We start from the raw sequence: 23,043 nt of genomic DNA on the forward strand, positions 1-23,043 counted from the left end.
TCGCGCGCCGTTGTGCAACCAAGCGGTTGCCATCCGACATCAGTGATGAGGTCCACGCAATGCTGTTTTCCCGTATGTTCGTGTTGTCCCCTTGCGTTCCGTTATCTGCGTCCAACAACCTATTGCGCCGCTCACCATTGAGCGCTGCTGTCGGGCGCCTGCTCATTGGTGGCGCCAGCCTGGCCTGCGTCGCAAGCCTTCCCGCAGTTGCGCAGGAGCAGCCCGCACCCGCGCAACAACAGACACCATCACAAACCAGTCCCTCGGTCTCCACCCTGGACGAAATCAAGGTGGTGGGTTATCAGGCCAGCCTGGGCAAGGCGCTCAACGTCAAGCGCAACGCCGACGCGATCGTCGATGCGATCAGCGCCGAAGACATCGGCAAGTTTCCAGATACCAATGTTGCCGAATCGCTGTCGCGGTTGTCCGGTATCACGGTGGACAGGCAGTTCGGCGAGGGTGAGAAAGTCAGCATCCTGGGAACCGACCCGGCGCTCAATCGCGTGCTGCTCAATGGCCAGACCATCGCATCGACCAGTTGGGGCGGCGATCCCAACGATCCGGACAGTCGCTCGTTCAACTACAGCACGCTGGCGCCGGAGGTGGTCGGCTTGATGGAGGTCTATAAGACGCCCGAAGCGCGCATCGACGAGGGCTCCATCGGTGGAACCGTAATCGTGCATACGCGCAAGCCGCTCGACCTGGATCGCAATACGCTCACCGGGACCGTCAGTTACGGCTACAACGATCGTTCCGACGAAGGCAAGCCGAACGCCTCGGCGCTGTACAGCTGGAAGAACCAGGACGAAACGCTGGGCGTGCTCACCTCGGTGATGCATTCGCAGCGTGTCCTGCGCCGCGACGGCGTCGAAATTTTCGGCTATGACAATGTGCAGGGCGCCGGGTTTCCACCAGGTGTGGTCGGCAGCAACACCGGCGTGTTTCCGACCTCGATCAACACGGCGTTGTTCCAGCAGACGCGCAAGCGCGACGGTGTCAGCGCAGCGCTGCAGTGGAAGCCAGATAGCGATTTCGAGCTCAATCTGACCGGTTTGTATGTCAAGGAAAGCTTCGACAACTACAACCAGAGCCGCTACGGCTATTGGGGTTCGACGCCGGGCGATGCGCAGGCACTGGGCTTCGAAAACGGTATCGCCACTTCGGGTACGTTCGGCGATCAGTCCAACACCTATCTCGACGGCTATCTGCGCAATAGCCAGGTCAGCACCGGCAGCATCCACTTGCGCACCGACTGGCATGGCGATGGCTGGAACGCCTCCAGCCAGGTGGGCTACACCAGTTCGCAAGGCGGCGCCGAGCGTATCTACGGCATCCAGTTCCGCAATCTGGCTGGCTACAGCTACGCCATCGATGGGCGCCGTACCGCGATGGACTACGGCACCGATCCCACCAATGCGGCAGCGATGCAGCTCAACAACGCATCGGCCAGTCACAGCCCGCAGTACGACAAGGAGCGCTATCTGCAGCTGGATTTCGATCATGCGGTGGAGTGGGGGCCGTTTACGCAGATCCTCACCGGCATCAAGCTCACCAATCACGCCACCGGGCAATCGTCCTATAGCCGTACCTGGACCCCGAACGATGGCAGCACGCTGGCGGCATTCTCGCCGGGCACCACGCCGTCGGGCTATCTGGACGGGCTGTCGACCAGCGCCGACATGCAACGCTGGTCGACCATCAACAGTGGTGCGATCAGCCGGTATATCAGCGGACTGGAAGGCGACGATGGGCTGCCGATCAGCTATGCCGGCAACTACAGCATCCAAGAGCAGAACCGTGCATGGTTTTTGCAAGGCAATTTTTCCGGCGAGCGGTACCGCGGCAACATCGGCGTGCGTTACGTGCATTCGCGCGATTCGACAGATGGCTACAGCTATGCACCGGGCGGCGGCTACACGCCGGTCAACTTTCTCAGCAGCTACGGTAAATGGCTGCCTTCGTTCAACATTGCCTACGACCTGCGCGACGACCTGATGCTGCGGTTTGCCGCCTCCAAGGTCATCGCGCGGCCGCGCTACACCAACATGACGCCGTACGTGGCCACCGACGACACCACGCTGACGGCGTCGACCGGCAATCCGGGACTGAGCCCATACGAGTCGACCAACCTGGGCGCCTCGCTGGAGTGGTATTTCTCCGACAGCAGCTTGCTCAGTGGCGAATTCTTCTCGCGCGATATCTCCAACTACATCCTGACCACCGTGCAGGACCGTGTGTTTTTCAATAACGCCACCGGTGGATCGAGTACCTACCAGACCTCGGTGCCGACCAATGCCGGCGATGCCAAGGTGCGCGGTGTGGCGCTCAATCTGCAGCACAATTTCGGCAATGGCTTCGGCGTGGTGGCCAACTACACCTATTCCGATTCCAACACCGACGGCGACTACAGCCTGCCTTACAACTCCCGCAACGCCTACAACATCAGCCCGTACTACGAGCAGGGCAAGTGGAGCGCACGGGTGAATCTGGGGTGGCGCTCGGAATACTTCACCCAGATTGGCCGGCTCAACGGGCAGCAGATGACCGACGCGTTTACGCAGGTAGATGCGTCATTGGGCTACCAGGCCACCGAGCGGCTGCGCGTGGCGCTGGAGGCCACCAACCTGCTGGATGAAACCTACTTCAGCTACATCGGCAACAAGAACCAGCCGTACTACATCTACAAGAACGGTCGCTCTTTCATGCTGAGCCTGAACTTCAAGCTGTGATGCCCGGCCGCGGCGGCTGCTCGTGGGCAGCCGCCTTTATCCAACGGCGGAAATCGGATTTCCGGTGAATTACTGACGTCGAATGGGCAGGCTTTTCGGTGCACCGGGTTGCTGCAATTCCGTCCTTGCTCGCGTCCCCACATCGCGTTGCACGTGAAAACAGGTGCGCGACATGCAATCATGCACCGATTTTTCGTGCCGCCGCAATCGCCGCAATGCGTGCCTTTGCCAATGCTTCACCGATCTGCGGGCCTTGCAGGCCCTCGGCTGCCAGGTCGCGCGCGTTGATTGCCAAGGCCGCGGCGTGCAGTCGCTTGAGTTCTTCGCCTTGTGGGTACGCGGCCTCTTCGCTACCCAGACGGCCACGCTTGTCGGCTTCGCAGACCAGTGCCAGCTGCGCGATACGTTCCGGCCGGCGAAACGCATCGCAGCGCAGCAGCAGTTCGTGCAGGGTACGGTCGCGCAGCTCGGCCAGGCGATGCACGTTCAAGTGCTCGCGGCAGGCGGTGACGGCGAGCTGGCGATACTCCTGCGGCACCTTGAGGCGTTCGCACAGCGCTTGCAATGGCGCCACGCCGCGTTGTTCGTGCATGACGTGGCGCGGCCATTCCTGGCGTGGTGTGAGTGCCTTGCCCAGATCGTGGGTCAGTGCAGCAAAGCCCACCAGCGCGTCGCCGGGCGCGAGACGCGCGGCCATGTCGCTGACCATTTCCTGGTGAATGCCGGTGTCGACCTCTGGATGGAATTCGGCGCGCTGCGGCACGCCGTACAGCGCATCGACTTCCGGCAGGATGACCCGCAGCGCATCGGTGTCGTGCAGCGTGCGCAGGAACGCCGAGGGCTGCGCGCAGCCCAAGGCGCGCCGCAGCTCCTGCCACACGCGCTCCGGTACCAGGCTATCGAGTTCGCCGCTGGCGGCCATGTCCCGCATCAATGCCGCAGTTTCAGCAGCGACAGTGAAGCCCAGCGGTGCCAGCCGCGCCATGAAGCGCGCGGCACGCAATACGCGCACAGGATCTTCGATGAACGCCGGACCGACATGCCGCAAGACGCGCGCCTGCAGATCACGCGCACCGTTGTACGGATCGAACAATTCACCCGTTTCCTCATCGCGCGCGATCGCGTTGATGGTGAAGTCGCGGCGTAGCAGGTCTTCTTCCAATGTCACCGATGGGTCGGCGTCCACCACGAAGCCGCGATATCCGCGGCCGGACTTGCGCTCGGTGCGCGCCAATGCGTATTCCTCGCCACTGCGCGGGTGCAGAAACACCGGGAAATCCTTGCCGACCGGCTTGAACCCCTGCGCTTCCATCTGCGCCTGATCGGCACCGACCACCACCCAGTCGCGGTCGCCAGCCGGCTGGTCAAGCAATGCATCGCGGACTGCGCCGCCAACAAGATAGATCTTCATCGGCGCATGATGCCCGAGCAATCATGCGCCTGTCTGTGCGGTGTCCCGGCTGCTTGCCGGCCCTTTGGCGGCGTGGACGCGGCCAATGGGCCTACGGACGGGTTCGCGATGGAGGCCAAAGGCGGGAGGACACCGCACGCGCGACCGAGGCAAGAGTCACCCGCGCACAGGGGTATCGCCGGCAATGTAGTAATCGGCGGTACTGCGCGCCAATGGGGTGCGGCCGCGCATGCGGTCGGCGATTTTCTCGGCAATCATGATGGTGGTGGCGTTGAGGTTGCCGGTGATGATGCGCGGCATGATCGAGGCGTCGATCACGCGCAGGCCCTCCATGCCGTGCACGCGGCCCTGGCCGTCGACAACCGCCATGTCGTCGGTGCCCATCGCGCACGAGCAGGAGGGGTGATAGGCGGTTTCTGCGCGGGAGCGGACGAATGCGTCCAGCTCCGCATCGGTCTTGCAGTCCGCGCTGGGGCTGATCTCGCGGCCGCGGTAGGGGTCTAGCGCCGGCTGCGCGATGATCTCGCGGGTGATGCGGATCGCATCGCGGAATTCCTGCCAGTCCTGGTCGGTGGATTGGTAGTTGAACAGGATCGAAGGATGCTGGCGCGGGTCGCGCGATTTGGCGTGCACACGCCCGCGGCTGGGGGTGCGCATCGAGCCGACGTGCGCTTGGAAGCCGTGCTCCTTGACGGCATTGCTGCCGTTGTAATTGATGGCCACCGGCAGGAAGTGGTACTGGATGTTGGGCCAGTCGAATTCCTCGCGCGTGCGGATGAAGCCGCCGGCTTCGAACTGATTGCTGGCGCCGGTGCCGGTGCCAGCGAACAACCATTCCGCGCCGATCGCCGGCTGGTTCCACCATTGCAGTGCCGGATACAGCGAGACCGGTTTGGTGCACGCATACTGGATATACACCTCCAGATGATCCTGCAGGTTCTGGCCGACACCGGGCAGGTCGTGCACCAGCTGCACATCGAGCGCGCGCAGCAGATCGGGCGCGCCCACGCCGGAGCGTTGCAGCAGCTGCGGCGAGGCGATCGCACCGGCGCACACCAGCACTTCGCGGCGTGCATGCGCATCGATTCCCTCGCTGCTGTTGCCCACCAGGTAATGCACGCCGATGGCACGCTTGCCTGCGAACAAAATGCGGTCGGTGGTGGCGTGGGTGACGATATGCAGGCCATCGCGCGGCTTGGCCATGTCCAGGTAGCCGCGCGCGGTGCTGGCACGGCGCCCGCGTGGTGTCACCGTGCGGTCCATCGGTCCGAAGCCTTCCTGCTGGTAACCATTGAGATCGTCGGTCCGCGGGTAGCCTGCCTGTACCCCTGCCTCGACCATGGCATGGAACAACACGTTGTTGTCGTTCTTCGGCGTTGCCACGCTCACCGGGCCGTCGCCGCCGTGATAGTCGTTGGCGCCGATGTCGCGCGTCTCTGCCTTGCGGAAGTACGGCAGGACGTCGCGGTAGCTCCAGTCCTCCAGGCCGGGACGCTTGGCCCAATGATCGAAGTCCAGCGCATTGCCGCGGATGTAGCACATGCCATTGATCAGCGACGAACCGCCCAGGCCCTTGCCGCGGCCGCATTCCATGCGCCGGTTGTCCATGTAGGGTTCCGGCTCGGTTTCGTAGGCCCAGTTGTAGCGACGCCCCTGCAACGGAAACGCCAATGCGGCCGGCATCTGCGTCCGGAAATCCAGGCGGTAATCCGGCCCGCCGGCTTCGAGCAGCAGCACGGTCACACCGGGATCTTCGGTCAGGCGTGCCGCCAGCACGTTGCCTGCCGAGCCGGCACCGATGATGATGTAGTCGTATTCGCGTTGCATGGTGTTCTCCTGATGCGGTAGCGGTGCGGTGGCGATCAAGGCGTATGGGACTGACGCAGGTAGGCTCCCGGGGAGCGATCGCGGCGCGTTGGTGCGACCGCGCTTGCCTGCGCTGGCTCCCCGCCGTCAGAACACCGACGCGTAGCGTTCCAGTTCGATCTGGACCGATTTGGTGCGCGTGTAGGCCTGCAGGGTCGCCAGGCCGTTTTCGCGACCCACGCCCGACTGCTTGTAGCCACCCACCGGCATCGGTGCCGGCGACTCGCCCCAGGTGTTGACCCAGCAGATGCCCGCTTCCAGGCGATGGATCAGACGATGTGCACGCGCCAGGTCCGGCGTGACCACGCCTGCCGCCAGGCCATACGTGGTGGCGTTGGCGCGCGTCACCGCTTCGTCTTCATCGTCGTAGGTGAGCAGGCTTAAAACCGGCCCGAAGATTTCCTCGCGTACGATGGTCATCACATCGGTGCAGTCGCTGAAGATGGTCGGCGCCACGTAATAGCCCTGCGCCAAGGCGCCGTCTTGCAGGCGCTCGCCGCCGCACAGCAGACGCGCGCCTTCGGCCTTGCCCTGTTCGATATGCTCCAGCACGCGCTGCATATGCGCGGCGCTGACCAGCGGACCGAAGGTGGTGCGCTCATCGAGCGGGTCGCCGATATGGATCCGTTGCACGCGGGCCAGCAGGCGCGCTTCGAATGCGTGACGCAAGGCGCGCGGCACGAACACGCGCGTGCCGTTGGTGCACACCTGCCCGGAGCTGTAGAAGTTGGCCATCATGGCGATGTCGGCCGCCAGGTCCAGGTCGGCATCGGCGCAGACGATCAGCGGCGACTTGCCGCCCAGCTCCATGGTCACCTCCTTCAGCGACGAACTCGATGCGCTGGCCATCACCTTGCGGCCGGTGGCGGTGCCGCCGGTGAAGCTGATCTTTTCGATCTGCGGATGCTCGGTGAGCGCCGTGCCCACGCTGGCACCATAGCCGGGCAACACGTTGAACACGCCATCGGGCAGGCCGGCCTCGGTGAAGATTTCGGCCAGTTTAAGCGCGGTGAGCGGGGTGACTTCGCTGGGTTTGAAGATCATCGCGTTACCGGCGGCCAGGGCGGGGGCGGCTTTCCACAACGCGATCTGGATGGGGTAATTCCATGCGCCGATCGCACCCACAACGCCCAGCGGTTCGTGGCGCGTGTAGAAGAAGCTGCCCTCGCGCAAGGGCACCTGCGCGCCCTGCAGCGCCTGCGCAACGCCGGCGTAATACTCCAGCACGTCGGCGCCGGTGAACACGTCCACGCTACGCGTTTCGCTCAGCGGCTTGCCGGTGTTGAGCGTTTCCAGCTCGGCCAACGCGTCGTTGCGCTCGCGCAGCAACGCCACCGCACGCAGCAAAATACGTGATCGCTCCACCATCGTCAGGGCGGCCCAGTGTTGCTGGCCTGCCTGCGCGCTATCGACGGCCGCATCCAGGTCGTCGGCACCGGCGTTGTGCACGTTGGCCAGCACCTCGCCGGTGGCGGGGTTGACCACTTCGAACGTGTGGCCGCCGCGGGCGGGAACATAACGGCCGCCGATATACAGCAACTGGTCGGGGAAACGTGGCATGACAAACCTCCTGTGGGACGGTCGCCGCAGCGAGGCACCTTCAGCGGGTGAGGTGCAGAAACTGCAGGTGACGTTCGTATTGATCGATGATGTCGTTGATGATCTGTTCGCGGCTGTAGCCCACCAGGTCGTAGTCCTGGCTGCCTTCGTACAGGTAGACCTCGGCGCGGTAGTAGCGCTGGTTGCGGAAGCGCTGCGCGGCAAACGACGGAGTGAGATAGCCGCGCATCACGATTTGATAGCGGAAACCCTGCTGTTCGCCGTGATCGACGCTGATTTCCATGTCGCCGTCGTCGATGCGGCTGCTGACCTTCCAGCCTTCCTCCTGCAGCTGTGCGGTGACCGCTTCGATGGCCGGGCGCACCTGGTCATGCATGAAGCGATACACCTCATCGCGCGCCGGGAAGTGCATCGCCTGGCCCAGCCGCTGACGCCAGCCGCCGTGGTGACGCGATTGCCCGATCAACGGGCTGGGGCTGTAAAGCTGCGCGCGTTTGCGCTGCGATTCTTCGCCAAGTGCGCGCGACAGGCCCCAGGCCATCAGCAGCAGCACTGCGGAAAATGGCAGCGACGCCAGCACCACCGCCGATTTCAGTGCGTCCATGCTGCCGGCCAGCAGCAAGCCTGCCGTGACCACGGCAGTGAGCACGCCCCAGAACACGCGCAGCCAGCGCGGGCCATCGTCGTGCGGTTCGCCGCCGTGAGAGGAGAGCGTGGACAACACCACCGTGCCGGAATCGGCGGAGGTCACGAAGAACACGAAGCTGATCGTCACCGTCACCGTGATCACCGTGCGGCTCCAGGGGTAACTCTGCAGCAACGCATACAACACTGTCTGCGGCGCATCGATGGCCTGCTGCGCCCAGGCAGCCTGGCCGTGATGCAGCAGCTGATCCAGCGCGCTGTTGCCGAAGATCGACAGCCACGCCAGCGTGAACCCGAGCGGGATCAGCAACACTCCCAGCACGAATTCGCGAATGGTGCGGCCGCGCGAGATGCGCGCGATGAACAGGCCGACGAAGGGTGCCCAGCCGATCCACCAGGCCCAATAGAACACTGTCCAGTTGCCCAGCCAATCGGCACGGCCACCATAGGCGTACACGTCGAAACTCTTGTTGACCACGCTGCCCAGGTAGTCGCCCAGGTTTTGCATCAGCGCATTGAGCAGGTACTGCGTCGGGCCGGCGAACAGCATGAACAACAACAGCGCAATGGCCAGCAGCATGTTGATGTCCGACATCCAGCGCACGCCTTTTTCGACGCCGGAGACCGCCACCACGATGGCCGCGCCCATCATCGCCACGATCAACGCGACCTGCACCCAGTGCGTATGCGGCATATCGAACAAGGTGCTCAGCCCGGCGTTGAGATGCAGCACGCCAAAACCCATGTCCGCACCGATGCCGAACACCGTGGCCACGATGCCCAGCGCATCCACGGTGTAACCGATCGGCCCGTTGATGCGCTTGCCGATCAGCGGATACAACGCCGAGCGCAATGCCAGCGGCAGGTTGTGGCGGAAGGCGAAATACGCCAGGGCCATGGCGGCCAGTGCGAACACCCCCCAACCATGCAGGCCCCAATGCAGGAACAGCACCTGCATCGCCTGGCGTGCGGACGCCTCGCCGCTGCCGGTACCACCCTGGGGTGGTTGCAGATAATGCGTGAGCGGCTCGGAGACGCAGAAGAAGAACAGCGTGATGCTGATGCCAGCGGCGAACAGCATGCCGGCCCAGGAGAGATAACTGAATTCCGGCTCGTCGTGATCGGCGCCCAGCTTGATGTTGCCGTAGCTAGACAGGGCCGTGGCTAAAACGAAAACCAGATACAGCGTCATCGCCAGCAGGTAGTACCAGCCGACATTGCGCGACGCCCAGGTCTGCGCATCCAGCAGCACACGCCCGGATTCCAGCGGAAACAACGACACCAGCAAGGCAAACGTGCATACGACAGTGGCAGCCAGCACGAACACCGGGCGCAGGGTACGTACCGGCAAGGTCTGCGGCGCTGTCGCACTCATGGCGACGCACTCATACGCTGCGTATCACGTGCTGTGCTCCCAACGAAAAACCGCCTGCGTTATCGCACAGGCGGTGTCGAGGGGGGGTCAGCGGTCGAGTTCGCCAATGCGAACCCGTTGTCACTTTTCCGGTTGCTTAACGCAGCAATTGCCTTGGCACGCGGATATCCATGCCCACCGCCAAGTGATCTGAAAACGCGGCCGGAATCGCTTCGGTATGTTCGATCACCAGGCTGTCGCTGACCAGGATGTGGTCGATCGCCCGGTCCGGACGCCAGCTGGGAAAGGTATGCACCTCGCAACTGGGCGGTTGCAGACGGGTATGGCGATAGAGCGATTGCATCTCCGGTCGATCGGCCATGCAATTGAAATCGCCCATCAACATCGCGTTGGGATGGTCGGACAATAGTTCGGCGATGAAGGCCAACTGCGCCATGCGCGAATTGGCGCCCAGCGACAGGTGCGCCACCGCCACGGCCAGGCCATCGCGGCCTTCGCCGAACTTCGCCAGCAGGATGCCGCGCCCGCCGATGCGGCCGGGCAGGGCATGGTCCTGCACTTCCACCGGTTCGAGCTTGCTCAACAAACCGTTGGCGCTGGAGGCCACCCCACCCATGCGGCGGTTGGGTTGGTGGCTCCAGTAATCGAAACCGGCGCGCTCGGCCAGATAGTGGGTCTGGTTGGTGAAACCCGAGCGCAGGCTACCCGGATCGGCCTCCTGCAGGCCGACGATGTCGCGTTCGCCCACCAGCTTGGCGATGCTGTCCAGGCTGGTGCGCTTGCTGCCCAGCGGCAACGCGTGCGACCAGCTGCGCGTCACATAGTCGCTGTAACGGCGAGTGCTGGAGCCGGCCTGGATATTGGCGGTCAGCACCCGCAGGATGCGCGAGTCCGAAGCGTTCACGACGTTGCGTTCGCGCGCCTCACTTGGCCAGCGTGGCGCGTTCGCGCGCGATCAGGTGATCGGCAATGCGCAGCATGTCCGGGAAGCTCTGGCCCTTGACCAGGTACTTGCCGTTGATGATCAGCGACGGGGTGCCGGTGATCTTGCTGCGGGTGGCGAACTGCTTGGCGCGGTTGGTCTTGGCCGAGACGCCGAAGCTGCTCATGGTGTCGATGAAGGTCTTCTGGTCCACGCCGTACTTGGCATAGAACGCGGCGATGTCCTGTACCGAATCCTTGCCGCGCTCGCCCTTGAGGGTCTGGTCGACGTGGATGGCCTTGTACAGCGCTTCGTGGGTCTTTTCCTGCACGCCCAGGGTTTCGGCGGCATAGAAGGCGCGGCCGTAGTCGTCCCACGGGCCACCGAACATGGCCGGCACATAGACGAAATGCACGTCCGACGGCAGGCCGGCCTTCCACGGCCCGATCAGCGGCTGGAACGCGTTGCAGGCAGGGCAGACGTAGCCGAAGACTTCGGCCACTTCGATCTTGCCGGCGGCCTGCTGATAGGGCTGGCCACCGTCGATGTCCAGATAATCGGTGCCGGCGACCGGCTCGGGGCCATTCGGTGCGCGCGGGGCAGCGCTGGGCGCGGCAGGCGGCGGCGTGGTGGCGCTTTCGCCCACTGCAGGCGGAGCGGCCGGATCGGTGGCCGGGGTAGCGGCAGCAGGCGCGGACGCCGGTTCGGCAGCTGGGGTGGTGGCGGCAGGTGCGGTGTCGGACGAACCGTCCTGCGCCTTGCAGGCGACCAGGATCGGCAACAGCGCCATCAGCGTCAGGGCGAAGCGGGTCTTCATCGGATTGGATCTCCAGCGTGGGGCGAGAAAAGGGCCGGACGGCCGCGGGGCGCATGATGCCACGCGTGGCCGTCGCTGGCGGTTATGCGGTTCAGCGCTTGGCTGGCGCGGCGTGTTCGCGGGCGATCAAATAGTCGGCAATCCGCAGCATGTCCGGGTAATTGCGTGCGCCGATCAGGTAACGGCCATTGACGATGATGGCCGGGGTGCCGGGGATCTTGCTGCGCAGCGCGAACTCGCGCGCGGCCTTGAGCTTGGCATCCACCGCCTCGCTCTTGTAGGTCTCGATGAAGCGCTGCTGCGGGATTCCATAAGTGGCGTAGAACGCGGCCAGTTCTTCGGGCGCCACGTTCTGGGTGGGCACGGTCTGCTTTTCATGGATCGCCTCGAACATGGCGCGGTGGCTGCGCTTGGCCACGCCCAGGATATCGGCGGCGAAGTAGGCGCGCGCGAACGCGTCCCAGAAGCCACCAAAGGCCGCCGGTACCGGGGTGAAGCGTACGTACGCCGGCTGCTTGGCCACCCAGGCTTCCAGCACCGGTTCGAAATGCGCGCAGTGCGGGCAGGTATAGCCGAAGACTTCGGTTACTTCGACCTTGCCGGCCAGCGGGGCGTACGGCTGGCCGCCGTCGATCAGGGTGTAGTCCTCGCCTTCGACCGGCACGGCCTTCTTGTCGGCGGCGCAGGCCACCAGCGGCAACAGGAACATCAACAGCAAGGTCAGACGGGAAAGCAATTTCATGCGGGCTCCGTGGGGGCGAGGGGGAGAGCGGTAAACGACGACGCCGGTCGCGGGACCGGCGTCGTGAAGCGGTGTGTGGCGACGGCAGGGATCAGCTCACGAACGTGCAGGCGCTCCTGCAGGCGGCTGCGTCGCTGCCGCGTCGTCGGCACGATCATGCAGGCCTTGCAGATAGCTGGCCAACGCCTGGATCTCCTGCTCGGTCAGCGGATGCGCCACCTGCGCCATGATATTGAACAGCGCCGGATTGCGCTCCTGGGTGGCGCCGGCCTGGTATTCCTTCAGGCGCCGCGCCACGTACTCGGCGTGCTGTCCGCCCAGGCGCGGATAGGCCGGGCCCGGATTGCCGCCGCCCGATGGCCCATGGCAGGCCATGCAGGCCGGCACGCCGCGCGCGATGTCGCCACCGCGGTAGAGCTTTTCGCCGACCTCGTAGAACTTCATGCCCTGGTACGGGCCCTCGGCGATCGCCGCGTCGTCGGCGACACCGGCGGAGGCCTTCTGGGTGGCGAAATAGGCGCCCAGATCGCGCATATCCTGCGCGGTGAGGTCCTTGACGAAGGGCACCATCACCGCCGACATCCCGGTATTACGCTCGCCGCTGGCAATCAGCGCCACCTGATGCGCCACGTAGCGCTCGGTTTGCCCGGCAATGCGTGGGTACATCGCCACTGCCGGATTGCCGTCCGGTCCATGGCAGGCTGCGCAGGCAGCGGCCTTGGTCTGGCCGGCCTTGGCATCTCCCCAGGTGGTCTTGGCCAGATCCACCTCCAGCGGCGCAACGCGCACCGGCGGCGGATCGGGGATCGGCGTGACTGCCGATTGCGCAAACGCCACGGCCGCAATGACCGGTACGGCGAGGGCGGCGAGGACTAGCACACGAGCATGGCGCATCAGCTAAAGCTCCGTATGGACCCGGCCCGCGCGCGTTGGGTACTGGCAGTGGCAGGCGTGCTTCGATTATCGACACGCCTTTGCGCCAGGGTCAACGAACAGTGCAGCAAAACTGCCAGGCTCGAACGTGCGATCCTAAGGGGATGTCGCTCCTTATCGAACAAGCCCGCTACCACCTGTCCGCCCACAACGCCCGGCAATTGCCCGACGACGACGGCTACGAGGTGGCCTTTGCCGGCCGCTCCAATGCCGGAAAATCCAGCGCGCTCAATGCGCTGACCCGCCAGAACGCGCTGGCGCGCGTGTCCAAGACCCCCGGCCGCACCCAGCAGCTGGTGTTCTTCCAGATCCAGCCCGAGCGGTATCTGGTGGACCTGCCCGGGTACGGCTACGCCAAGGTGCCGCAGGACCTGCAGGCGCACTGGCAGGCCTTCATCGACCGCTATTTCCGCACCCGCCAAGCCTTGCGCGGGCTGGTGGTGGTGATGGATATCCGCCACCCGCTGAAAGACTACGACCTGCAGATGCTCGGTTACGCCGCCGAACGCGGCCTGCCCGCGCATGGTTTGCTGACCAAGGCCGACAAGCTGGGCCGTGGCCAGCAGATGCAGGCCCTGCAGAAGGTCAAGAAGGAAGTGACCTCGCGCTTTGGCGACAGCGTGACCGTGCAGACCTACTCGGGCGAGTCGCGCCAGGGTGTGGACGAATTGCGCGGGATTGTCGGTGCTTGGCTGGGTTTGACAGTCGAGCCGCCGGCCGAGCACTGAGCGGGCACGGCAAGATTGCGCTGATCGCCCAGAGGCAGTGCGTCGCCGCATAGGCAGCAACACAACCGATTCGTGAGACGGTCGCGGCTGCTTAGACGTGGACGTTGAACAGGTGTCCGATCACGGCGGTGGTGGCCATTGCCGCTGCGCCCCAGAACAGCACCCGGATGGCGCCGCGCAGGCCAGAGGCGCCGCCAGTCCGCGCCGCTACCGCGCCGGTCAAGGCCAAACCGAGCAACGCGGTCAGGCTGGTCACCGGTGCCGTGCGAGCGGTCGGCGCCAGCAGCGCGGCCAGCAGCGGAAGTGCCGCGCCGCAGCAGAATGCCGCGGCCGACGCCAGCGCGGCCTGCAGCGGTCGCGCGCGCAGGCTCTCGGTGATGCCGAGTTCGTCGCGTGCATGTGCTCCCAGTGCATCCCTGGCGGTCAATTGTTCGGCGACCTGGCGTGCCAGCGCAGCATCCAGCCCGCGCTGGCAGTAGATCGCAGCGAGCTCTTCCAATTCGCTCTGCGGGTGATCGCGGAGTTCGCGCCGTTCCAGCGCCAGGTCGGCACGCTCGGTGTCCGCCTGCGATTGCACCGACACATATTCGCCGGCAGCCATCGACATCGCGCCGGCGACCAAGCCGGCGATGCCGGTGGCAAGCACGTCCGCTGCGGCCGCACCGCTGCTGGCCACGCCGACCAGCAAGCCGGCCACCGAGAGGATGCCGTCATTGGCGCCAAGCACGGCGGCACGCAGCCAGCCAGCGTTGTCGCTGCGATGGCGTTCGTGATGGATAGGTCGCATTGTGCGTGCTCCAGGTGGACACGGCGCCAACTTAACCGGGCAAGGCGGAGCAAGCGTGGTTGCGTCTTGTTCTCGCCGGCGTCCGCGTGGTGAGGTGTGGAATGCTGCACCACCACCGATGGCGATATGGGCGGTACGCCGCTCAGGCTATAGTGCCGGCCTTGCGACGGCGCCACGCCATCCCCAGATCATTCCCCCTTTTGCGCGAGCATCACACCTTGTCGAGTCCTAGCCACGTTGCCGAAACGCCGATCACCGAACGCGCGGAGCTGGTCCAGGTGCTGGCCTCCGGCGAGAAGCCGAGTGCGGACTGGCGGATCGGCACCGAGCACGAAAAGTTCGGCTTCCAGTTGGATGACCTGCGTGCGCCCAGCTTCGAAGGCGCACGCGGCATCGAGGCCTTGCTGACCGGGCTGACCCGTTTCGGCTGGGAGCCGGTGCAGGAAAACGGCCGCACCATTGCACTGCTGCGCGACGGCGCATCGGTGACGCTGGAGCCGGCCGGGCAACTGGAGCTCTCCGGCGCGGCAGTGGAAACCCTGCATCACACCTGCGTGGAAACCGGCACCCATCTAGACGAGGTGGCGCAGGTGGCCGGCGAGTTGCAGCTCGGCTTCCTGGGCATGGGCTTCCAGCCCAAGTGGCGTCGCGACCAGATGCCGTGGATGCCCAAGGGCCGCTACCAGATCATGAAGAACTACATGCCCAAGGTCGGCGCGCTCGGCCTGGACATGATGACGCGCACCTGCACGGTGCAGGTCAACCTGGATTACGCCACCGAAGCGGACATGGTGAAGAAGTTCCGCGTCTCGCTGGCGCTGCAGCCGATCGCCACCGCGTTGTTTGCCGATTCGCCGTTCACCGAAGGCAAGCCGAACGGCTACCTGAGCTACCGCTCGCATATCTGGACCGACACCGACGCCGATCGCACCGGCATGCTGGATTTCGTGTTCGAAGACGGGTTCGGCTACGAGCGCTACGTCGACTACCTGCTCGATGTGCCGATGTATTTTTCCTACCGCGATGGCGTGTATCACGACGCCAGCGGGCAGAGCTTCCGCGCTTTCATGCAGGGCAAGCTGCCCGCGCTGCCGGGCGCGTTGCCGACATTGCGCGATTGGTCCGGCCACATGACAACCGCGTTTCCGGAAGTGCGATTGAAGAAGTATCTGGAAATGCGCGGCGCCGATGCCGGCCCGTGGGATCGGTTGTGCGCGTTGTCGGCGTTCTGGGTCGGTCTGCTGTACGACCAGACCGCGCTGGATGCGGCTTGGGACCTGGTCAAGGATTTCAGCCCGACCGAGCGGCACGCGCTGCGCGACGGCGTGCCCAAGGACGCGTTGGGCCTGCCATTCCGCAATGGCACCGCGCGCGATCTGGCCGTGGAGGCGGTCAACATCGCGCGCGAAGGCCTGCGTCGCCGCGCACGCCTGAATCGCGACGGGCAGGACGAAACCGGTTTTCTGGATGTCATCGCCGAGATCGCCGAAAGCGGCGTCACCGCTGCCGAGCGCAAGCTGGCGCTGTATCACGGCGCATGGAACGGCGATATCGACCGGGTGTTCCGCGAGTTCGCTTACTGAGGGCACGTTGGCCGATCGCCAGCGCGCGTTGGCGCTGGCAGTCGTTGGCCGTCAGCAGGTGCGTGCCAGTGCCAGTGCAGGAGTCGTCGCGTCGGCCGATGTAGCCAGACGCGCAAGGCCATTGGCGCCGGAACGGCGTTCGTGGGCTCGGTTAAGCGCAACTGCCGCTCGCGCCGCCGACTGGCCGCACTCGATCTCGCGTCAGCGCCGTTCGGGCATGCAGGGCAGTCGTACGGTCACCCGCAATCCGCCACGCGGTCGATTGTCCAGGCGCAGGTCGCCGCCGTGCGCCAGCACGATGCTGTGCGCCACCGACAAGCCCAGCCCGATGCCGCCGGTATCGCGATTGCGCGAAGACTCGCCACGCACGAACGGCAGCAACAATTGTTCGCGCTGGGTAGGGTCGATGCCGGGGCCGTCGTCGTCGATCCACAGCACGCCGTCCTCGCCATCGCGCTGCAACTGCAGACGGGCGCGCTTGCCGTATTTCAACGCGTTTTCGAGCAAATTCATCACGGCACGGCGCAACGCCAGCGGGTCGCCGTCCAGGGTGATTTCCGGGCCCGGCAGCAGCTCGGCGTCGGCACCGATATCGGTGGCATTGTCCACCACGCTCTCCACCAGCAAGCGCAGATCCAGCGGCGCGCGCTCGCCGCGATGGCGATCGTTCTGGATGAAGTCCAGCGCTGCGGAAATCATCGCCTTCATTTCGTTGATATCGGCCAGCGCCTTGTCGCGCAGCGGTGGCTGCAGGCCATCCAGACGAAACGACAGCCGCGCCAGCGGCGTGCGCAGGTCGTGCGCGATCGCTGCGACCATGTGCGTGCGTTCGTTGATCAGGCGGTTCAGGCGTGCCTGCATCGCGTTGAACGAATCGGCTGCGCGCACGATTTCCGGCGGGCCGCTGCGTTGCAGGGCGGCGGCATCGGGATTACGGCCCAGGCGGTCGGCAGCTTCGGCAAAGCGCTTGATCGGTGCCGACAGTGCGCGCGAAAACCACCATGCCAGCGGTACGTTGGCCAGCAGGCCGGCCAGGAACAGCAGCACGACATGGGTCTTGAACTCGCCCGAGAGGCGTCGACGCGGCGATTCCACCGTGCGCCATCGGCCATCGGGTTGTTGCAGGGCGGCGGTGAAGCCGTCCAGCAGCGGTACGCCGGGGGTCAGGCGCTCGCTTTCCCAGGCGCCGGGCAGCTCGTCCGGGCGCAGCCCGTTGCCGGGCAGCGCAGCGGGGTGGCCGTCGCGCGGCCAGTCGTCCGGAAACGGCGGTAGAGGTTGCGCGCCAGGGCGTTCGTGCGCCCCGTCAGCGCCGTCGCCCGCGTGGTCCCGGTTGGACCACCGCTGCGGCGGCAGCATGCCGGGCTGCGGGCCTTCACGATCGTTGGCGTTGCGGTAGAACCGCACCTGGCGTTCGGGCACGTCCAGCCAGTGCGCAAGCAGCATTTCGGCGAAGGGGTCGCGCACCTGGCCTGTCGGCGGCACCGGGGCTTGTGCCGATTCGTGCACTTTCAGGGTCTGGGTCCCGGCCGGCATGCGGGTGGAGAGCAGCGCCACCACCTCCGGCGGATGGACCGGAGGCTCGTAGACGGGGGTCCGCATCACCAGCAGGGCGATGCCCACCGCCTGGGCGGTGAGCAAGGCCACCGCCAGCAACACAAAGGTCCGCGCAAAGATCGACAGCCCGCGCCGTGCCGGTTTGCTCACAGGCGCGAGACGCTCGGCAGCAGCATGTAGCCCTCGTTGCGTACGGTGCGAATCAACTCGGTATGGACGCGCTCATTGATTTTGCGGCGCAGGCGGCTGATCTGGCTGTCGATGGCGCGGTCGTAGACGTCGGTGTCGCGGCCGCGGGCGTAGTCCAGCAGCTGGTCGCGGCTGAGCACGCGCTGCGGGTGTTCGACGAAGGTGCGCAGCAGCGCGAACTCGCCGTCGGACAGATTGATGAAGATGCCGGTGGGGTCGCGCAGGTCGCGGCGCACCACGTCCAGCCGCCAGCCGGCGAATTCGTAGACGTTTCCGCGCTGGTCGGCCTGTTCGTTGCTGGCCTGGCTGCGCCGCAGCAGGGCCCGCACCCGGGCCAGCAGTTCGCGCGGATTGCAGGGTTTGGCCAGGTAATCGTCGGCACCCACTTCCAGGCCGATGATGCGGTCGGTGTCGTTACCCAGCGCACTGAGCATGATGACCGCAGGTGAACCGCGCTCGCTGGCCAGGGCGCGCGCTGCACTCAGCCCATCTTCTCCCGGCATCATCACGTCGAGTACGATGAGGTCCGGGCGGCGCTGCGCCATGACAGAGCGCATCTCCGCTACGTTTTCGGCCATATCCACCTGGTAGCCGTGAGCGCTCAGAAATTCGCCGATCAGCTTGCGCAGGTCCGGGTCGTCGTCGACCACGAGAACGCAGGGTTGTTGCAGGTCCATAGGGATCATCGTCTGTGGCGCGGAGCTTGGCCCGCGCGAGGTGGTGGCTGCCGGATACATGGTGCTCGCAATTGCAGGGCTGGAGCACGCATCATAATGATCGAATTTGTCAACCATTGGCACACGTGTAACGCACCATGACAGACCAGGACATCGCGCAGGAAGCCACGGCATCGACACTATGCCGTTGTACTGGCGCGTGCGGGCATGACAAGGCATTTCCAATGATGCGGGTGATCAGCCGCGACAACGGCGTGGGGCTGACCCGCGACATGGTGCTGATGGCCGACACGCTGCGCGCCGGCGGCGTGCCGGTGCAGGAAGTGGGATTCACCAGTCAGCGCCTGCATGACACCGGGCGCGAGGCACGCCTGTGGGCCAGCCGTACGCTGTTCGGGCGGGTGCCGCTGCAGATCTTTTCCGAGCGCGTGTACAAGCGCTGCCTGCCGCTGGGGCAGATCAACCTGCTGGTGCCCAACCCGGAATGGCTGCTGCCCAAATGGCTGCCATTGCTGCCGCGCTTCGATGCGGTGCTGTGCAAGACCCACCATGCCGAGCGAATCTTCCGCAGCCTTGGGTGCGCCACACGCTTCATCGGCTTTACCAGCCCGGATCGGTACGACCCACGCGTGTTTCGTCGGCGCGCTTTCTTCCACCTGGCCGGGCGCAGTACTGCCAAGGGCACGCGCGTCTTGCTGGATACCTGGCAGCAGCATCCGGAGTGGCCGCTGCTGACGGTGGTGCAGAACCCGCGCACTGCCGGCAAGCCGGTCGTGGCCCCGAATATCGACCACCGTGTGGGGTATCTGGACGATGCCGAACTGCGCCGCATGCAGAACGCGCATCTGTTCCATATATGCCCCTCCGAGGCCGAAGGGTTCGGGCATTACCTGATGGAAGCGCTAAGCGTGGGCGCGGTGACGTTGGCGACCGACGGCGAGCCGATGAACGAATTGATCAGGCCCGAACACGGGGTGCTGATTCCGGTGGCCGAGGTGCGTCAGCGTCGTCTGGCATCGTATTACTACGTGGACGCGGCAGGCATCGCGCAGGCAGTGCAAACCGCCCTGGCATTGCCGCAGGCGCAACTGGACCAGTTGTCGGCCAATGCGCGCGCGTTCTACCAGGCCAACGATGCGGCATTTGCCGCGCGCTTTCGCGCTGCGGTACTGGCCTCGCTACCGGAGCATGCAGTGGACGCTGCGGTCGCTGCGGTCGCTGCGGCGCCGGCCGCCGTCGAAAACTGACAGCGGCAGCACCTGCGTCGCCACTGTCGCACCAGCGGCATCTTGCAGCGCGTAAGCCGAAGCAGGTGTTGCACGCGCCTTGCGTCGACGCCGCACATGCCGGCAAGCGCCAATCCACGCCGGCGCGCGGCGCGCGGTGGCAAATGCGCAGCACAGTCAGCTGCAACTCTTCCCGGACGAGCGCGGCCCAGCCCCCGCCCGCCGTCTGCATGCCATACGCAGATGTGCCATCCAGCCAGGGAGATCACGATGGTCCACGCAGCACCACGCGTTGTCGTTACCACTGCAATACTCGCCGCGCTCAACCTGGCAGGTTGTGCGAGCCTGTGCGGTGCCCCGCCTCATGCGCCTTCGCCCTACGCGCATCGCGCGCCGCCACCGCCACCGCCACCGCCGGGTGCAGGAACCATCGAGGCGTCACCGCCTTGTGCGCCGGAACACGATGTGGTCCCAATGCCGCCGCTTGCCGGCGTGGCGCGCCGCGCTGCGCCGGAGCGGCAAGATCGGGGCAGTGGCGACGGCTGCCTGGTGCATAGGGGAATAGCACCGCCACCGCCGCCACCCTTCGATAGCGACGCATTCGACGCGCCGGATGCCGCAGATGAACCGCCTGGCCTGCCGCCAGACGATGCCGAATTCGACGCAGCGCTGCAGGCATGCGCTACCGCCGAAGGCATTGCAACGCCATTTCCGCAGGGGCCTTCGCCGGACCTGCCGCCTGACCTGCTGGCCGAATGCCTGGATGCCGCAGGATTTGCGCCGCCGCCGCCGCCGCCGCCGTTCCAGCCCTGGCGCTGATGCGGGGACGCCACCCCAGCGGTCGGCACCGGTCGGGATGATCGAAGGGGCCGGCGCTGCGGCCATGGCCCGCAACCATCCTTGCGCTGGGTGCCTCGCGCGTCAGCGGCGTGCGAGGTGTGTCGCCACGTCTGCGCAATGTGCATGCTGCATTGCGGCCAACAGGTGGGCTCTTGATTCCCGTGACGCCAGCGGCATTCGGGGCATCGCGCCATATGCCAACGCGTGGCGGTGATCGCGCTCGACAAGACGACGATCGGCATGCCGCCGGCCATAGCTTTTTTCGAAACAATCCATATACTGCCCCCCAGTATTTTGCTGGAGCTGCCATGCCGCATTCGCCGCACGAGAAAAAGCGAGCGCTAGCACGTGTGCGCCGTTTGCGCGGGCAGTGCGACGCGTTGGAGCGGGCGCTGCAGGCCGGCGCAGACTGCGCTCCGGTGTTGCAGCAGATCGCCGCCATCCGGGGCGCCGTGAACGGGCTGATGTCGCAGGTGCTTGAAGCGCATATCCGTGAAGATTTCGGGCACGCCGCCGCATCCGATGCGCAACGCGCCGAGCGGGTGCAGGACCTGCTCGGCCTGGTCCGGTCCTACCTGAAATAAAACTCCCACCGGGTCGGCGCGTGTCGCGCCCCCGTCCTCGAACCTCATCGTCAGGAGCCTCATCCCATGAAATCCCGTGCAGCAGTCGCATTCGGACCCGGCAAGCCGCTGGAAATCGTCGAAATCGACGTCGCGCCGCCGAAAGCGGGTGAAGTGCTGGTCCGCATCACCCACACCGGCGTGTGCCACACCGATGCATTCACGCTGTCCGGCGACGACCCGGAAGGCATCTTCCCGTCGGTACTCGGGCATGAAGGCGGCGGCATCGTCGAGGCGGTCGGCGAGGGCGTGACCAGCGTCAAGGTCGGCGATCACGTGATCCCGCTGTACACGGCCGAGTGCCGCAAGTGCAAATTCTGCCTGTCCGGCAAGACCAACCTGTGCCAGGCCGTGCGCGCCACCCAGGGCAAGGGCCTGATGCCGGACGGCACCACGCGCTTCTCCTACAACGGCGAGCCGATTTATCACTACATGGGCTGCAGCACCTTCAGCGAATACACCGTGGTGCCGGAAATTTCGCTGGCGGTGGTCAATCCGGAGGCGCCGCTGGAGAAGGTCTGCCTGCTCGGCTGCGGCGTTACCACCGGTATCGGCGCGGTGCACAACACCGCCAAGGTCAAGCCAGGCGAGAGTGTTGCCGTCTTCGGTCTGGGCGGTATCGGTCTTGCGGTGATCCAGGGCGCGGTACAGGCCAAGGCCGGGCGCATCCTGGCCATCGACACCAATCCGGGCAAGTTCGATCTGGCGCGCAGCATGGGCGCAACCGATTGCATCAACCCGAAGGACTACGACAGGCCGATTCAGGAGGTCATCGTCGAGTTGACCGATGGCGGCGTGGATTTCAGCTTCGAATGCATCGGCAACGTCAACGTGATGCGTTCGGCGCTGGAGTGCTGCCACAAGGGCTGGGGCGAGAGCGTCATCATCGGCGTGGCGGGCGCCGGCCAGGAAATCAGCACGCGTCCTTTCCAACTGGTGACTGGCCGCGTGTGGCGTGGCAGCGCCTTCGGTGGCGTCAAGGGACGTACGCAATTGCCGGGCATGGTGGAGCAGTCGATGAAGGGCGAGATCGACCTGGACCCATTCATCACCCACACCATGCCGTTGGAAGAGATCAACGAGGCCTTCCACCTGATGCACGAGGGCAAGTCGATCCGCACCGTGATCCATTTCTGACCAGACGGCCAGGAGCGGCGCGCGGCCGCTTCCGCGCACGTGGTACCCGACACTCCGGGAGGAGCGTAATGACTAACGTGTCGATTCATCCTTCGGTAGATAATGGTGTTGCGCGAAGTGGTGCAGAAAATTTTCGAGGCGGCACGCTTGAATGCCACTGCGCCAGCGACAAGGTGACCGTCGAGGTGTCTGCGCAGACCGCGCACAACCATGCGTGCGGTTGCAGTAAATGCTGGAAACCCGAGGGCGCGAAGTTCTCGGTGGTGGCGGTGGTTCCGCGCGACAACGTCAAGGTCACCGCGCACCAGGAAAAGCTGAAGATCGTCGACGAAAGCGCCACGATCCAGCGCCATGCGTGCACCGGTTGCGGCGTGCATCTGTATGGGCGGATCGAAAACAAGGATCACGCGTTTTACGGTCTGGATTTTGTGCACACCGAGTTGTCGAAACAACAGGGGTGGTCGGCACCGGGCTTTGCCGCGTTCGTTTCGTCGATCATCGAAACCGGTACGCCGCCGGAGCAGATGGATGGCGTACGCACGCGCCTGACCGAACTGGGGTTGCCGCCCTACGACTGCCTCTCTCCGGCGTTGATGGATGCCCTGTCGGCGCATGTGGCACGCCAAAAGGGTCTGTTGCACTGATGGTCCAACCCTGCAGCCGGCGATCCGGCTGCAGGGTTTTCTCTTCGTAAGGAAT

Annotated in this window: 19 protein-coding genes; 8 read left to right on the plus strand and 11 right to left on the minus strand. The window is 65.2% G+C overall.

The genetic code is table 11. The annotated features are described in order from the left end of the window. Nucleotides 1-59 precede the first annotated feature (59 nt). The gene (locus tag FLG15_RS03315; protein ID WP_057677757.1) at nucleotides 60-2,729 is read left to right on the plus strand and encodes a TonB-dependent receptor; all 2,670 of its coding nucleotides are present in this window, start codon (nucleotides 60-62) and stop codon (nucleotides 2,727-2,729) included. Nucleotides 2,730-2,907: 178 nt separating this feature from the next. Here the strand turns inward: FLG15_RS03315 and FLG15_RS03320 are convergent, their stop codons facing one another. The 8 genes from FLG15_RS03320 to FLG15_RS03355 form a co-directional block, all read right to left on the minus strand. Beyond that, nucleotides 2,908-4,140, minus strand: coding sequence for a multifunctional CCA addition/repair protein (locus FLG15_RS03320; protein ID WP_057677758.1), 1,233 nt, complete (start codon nucleotides 4,138-4,140; stop codon nucleotides 2,908-2,910). A gap of 156 nt (nucleotides 4,141-4,296) precedes the next feature. Next, nucleotides 4,297-5,967: a choline dehydrogenase gene (gene betA / locus FLG15_RS03325; RefSeq protein ID WP_057677778.1), complete on the minus strand. Its 1,671-nt coding sequence runs from the start codon at nucleotides 5,965-5,967 to the stop codon at nucleotides 4,297-4,299. A 126-nt stretch (nucleotides 5,968-6,093) separates the two neighbouring features. Next, nucleotides 6,094-7,566, minus strand: a complete 1,473-nt coding sequence (gene betB, locus FLG15_RS03330) for a betaine-aldehyde dehydrogenase (RefSeq protein ID WP_150145531.1) — start codon at nucleotides 7,564-7,566, stop codon at nucleotides 6,094-6,096. A 40-nt stretch (nucleotides 7,567-7,606) separates the two neighbouring features. Beyond that, nucleotides 7,607-9,586 carry a choline BCCT transporter BetT gene (gene betT, locus FLG15_RS03335; RefSeq protein ID WP_057677760.1) on the minus strand — a complete coding sequence of 660 codons (1,980 nt, stop codon included), beginning with the start codon at nucleotides 9,584-9,586 and terminating at the stop codon, nucleotides 7,607-7,609. Nucleotides 9,587-9,722: 136 nt separating this feature from the next. Then, entirely contained in the window at nucleotides 9,723-10,460 is a 738-nt protein-coding gene (locus FLG15_RS03340; RefSeq protein WP_010377815.1) for an endonuclease/exonuclease/phosphatase family protein, read from the minus strand. Nucleotides 10,461-10,509: 49 nt separating this feature from the next. Further along, nucleotides 10,510-11,325, minus strand: coding sequence for a thiol:disulfide interchange protein DsbA/DsbL (locus FLG15_RS03345; RefSeq protein WP_017156697.1), 816 nt, complete (start codon nucleotides 11,323-11,325; stop codon nucleotides 10,510-10,512). A 91-nt stretch (nucleotides 11,326-11,416) separates the two neighbouring features. Further along, nucleotides 11,417-12,067 (minus strand): thiol:disulfide interchange protein DsbA/DsbL, encoded by a 651-nt coding sequence (locus FLG15_RS03350; RefSeq protein WP_057677762.1) that lies wholly within the window; start codon nucleotides 12,065-12,067, stop codon nucleotides 11,417-11,419. A gap of 96 nt (nucleotides 12,068-12,163) precedes the next feature. After that, entirely contained in the window at nucleotides 12,164-12,961 is a 798-nt protein-coding gene (locus FLG15_RS03355) for a c-type cytochrome (RefSeq protein ID WP_057677763.1), read from the minus strand. A 143-nt stretch (nucleotides 12,962-13,104) separates the two neighbouring features. Between FLG15_RS03355 and yihA the strand changes: the two genes are divergently transcribed. Next, complete coding sequence (gene yihA / locus FLG15_RS03360) at nucleotides 13,105-13,728, plus strand: ribosome biogenesis GTP-binding protein YihA/YsxC (RefSeq protein ID WP_150145533.1); 624 nt, start codon at nucleotides 13,105-13,107, stop codon at nucleotides 13,726-13,728. A 91-nt stretch (nucleotides 13,729-13,819) separates the two neighbouring features. On the opposite strand, the gene FLG15_RS03365 is transcribed toward yihA, so the two are convergent. Further along, nucleotides 13,820-14,515 carry a VIT1/CCC1 transporter family protein gene (locus tag FLG15_RS03365; protein WP_057677764.1) on the minus strand — a complete coding sequence of 232 codons (696 nt, stop codon included), beginning with the start codon at nucleotides 14,513-14,515 and terminating at the stop codon, nucleotides 13,820-13,822. Between the two features lie 200 nt (nucleotides 14,516-14,715). Between FLG15_RS03365 and FLG15_RS03370 the strand changes: the two genes are divergently transcribed. Continuing rightward, nucleotides 14,716-16,098: a glutamate--cysteine ligase gene (locus tag FLG15_RS03370; RefSeq protein WP_209228196.1), complete on the plus strand. Its 1,383-nt coding sequence runs from the start codon at nucleotides 14,716-14,718 to the stop codon at nucleotides 16,096-16,098. 201 nt (nucleotides 16,099-16,299) lie between these two features. Here FLG15_RS03370 and FLG15_RS03375 read toward each other — a convergent pair whose 3' ends face one another. Both FLG15_RS03375 and FLG15_RS03380 read right to left on the minus strand, forming a co-directional pair. Then, a complete protein-coding gene (locus tag FLG15_RS03375; RefSeq protein WP_057677766.1) occupies nucleotides 16,300-17,802 on the minus strand; it encodes an ATP-binding protein in 1,503 nt (500 codons plus the stop codon). After that, nucleotides 17,799-18,518: a response regulator gene (locus FLG15_RS03380; RefSeq protein ID WP_011050505.1), complete on the minus strand. Its 720-nt coding sequence runs from the start codon at nucleotides 18,516-18,518 to the stop codon at nucleotides 17,799-17,801. Before FLG15_RS03380 ends, FLG15_RS03375 begins: the two co-directional genes overlap by 4 nt. A 137-nt stretch (nucleotides 18,519-18,655) precedes the next feature. On the opposite strand from FLG15_RS03380, the gene FLG15_RS03385 reads away from it, so the two are divergent. The 5 genes from FLG15_RS03385 to gfa all read left to right on the plus strand — a co-directional run bounded on the left by FLG15_RS03385 (nucleotide 18,656) and on the right by gfa (nucleotide 22,988). Next, a complete protein-coding gene (locus FLG15_RS03385; protein ID WP_150145537.1) occupies nucleotides 18,656-19,765 on the plus strand; it encodes a glycosyltransferase in 1,110 nt (369 codons plus the stop codon). A 453-nt stretch (nucleotides 19,766-20,218) separates the two neighbouring features. Next, nucleotides 20,219-20,563, plus strand: a complete 345-nt coding sequence (locus tag FLG15_RS03390) for a hypothetical protein (protein ID WP_150145539.1) — start codon at nucleotides 20,219-20,221, stop codon at nucleotides 20,561-20,563. Between the two features lie 329 nt (nucleotides 20,564-20,892). After that, nucleotides 20,893-21,168, plus strand: coding sequence for a metal/formaldehyde-sensitive transcriptional repressor (locus FLG15_RS03395; RefSeq protein WP_005911021.1), 276 nt, complete (start codon nucleotides 20,893-20,895; stop codon nucleotides 21,166-21,168). Nucleotides 21,169-21,234: 66 nt separating this feature from the next. Beyond that, nucleotides 21,235-22,344: an S-(hydroxymethyl)glutathione dehydrogenase/class III alcohol dehydrogenase gene (locus FLG15_RS03400; protein ID WP_057677769.1), complete on the plus strand. Its 1,110-nt coding sequence runs from the start codon at nucleotides 21,235-21,237 to the stop codon at nucleotides 22,342-22,344. A 68-nt stretch (nucleotides 22,345-22,412) separates the two neighbouring features. Further along, on the plus strand, nucleotides 22,413-22,988 hold the full coding sequence (gfa, locus tag FLG15_RS03405; protein ID WP_039573181.1) for an S-(hydroxymethyl)glutathione synthase: 576 nt from the start codon (nucleotides 22,413-22,415) through the stop codon (nucleotides 22,986-22,988). The last annotated feature ends 55 nt before the right edge of the window (nucleotides 22,989-23,043 follow it).

Source organism: Xanthomonas phaseoli pv. dieffenbachiae (genome assembly GCF_008639345.1).
Taxonomy (GTDB): Bacteria; Pseudomonadota; Gammaproteobacteria; order Xanthomonadales; family Xanthomonadaceae; genus Xanthomonas; species Xanthomonas phaseoli.